Here is a 255-nt window from a genome sequence, read left to right as displayed (position 1 = left end):
GCGGGCGGTGCCCCCCGGCGCGACTATTTCGGCGAGATCGAGTATAGCAACCAACAAGCCACGGCCATCTACCACGAGGAAGGGCGCGCGCTGAAGGTAGGCTCCACCTGGGTGTACGAATATGTGCTGCGGGATCATCTGGGAAATACTAGGGTCACCTTCCGCACCAGCCCCACGGGCGCAGTGACCGTACAGTCGGTGCTGGATTACTACCCCTTCGGGATGGTCAATGCAGACCGGAGTTCCGGGGCTGGA

At 62.0% G+C, this 255-nt stretch carries 1 pseudogene; it reads left to right on the top strand.

Annotated features, from left to right (window positions below):
- Positions 1-255 (top strand): annotated as a pseudogene (locus H9S92_RS00145) (hypothetical protein); the annotation flags it as partial.

It is taken from the genome of Neolewinella lacunae, from assembly GCF_014349155.1.
Taxonomy (GTDB): domain Bacteria; phylum Bacteroidota; class Bacteroidia; order Chitinophagales; family Saprospiraceae; genus Neolewinella; species Neolewinella lacunae.
This window is presented reverse-complemented; position numbering and strand designations above follow the sequence as displayed.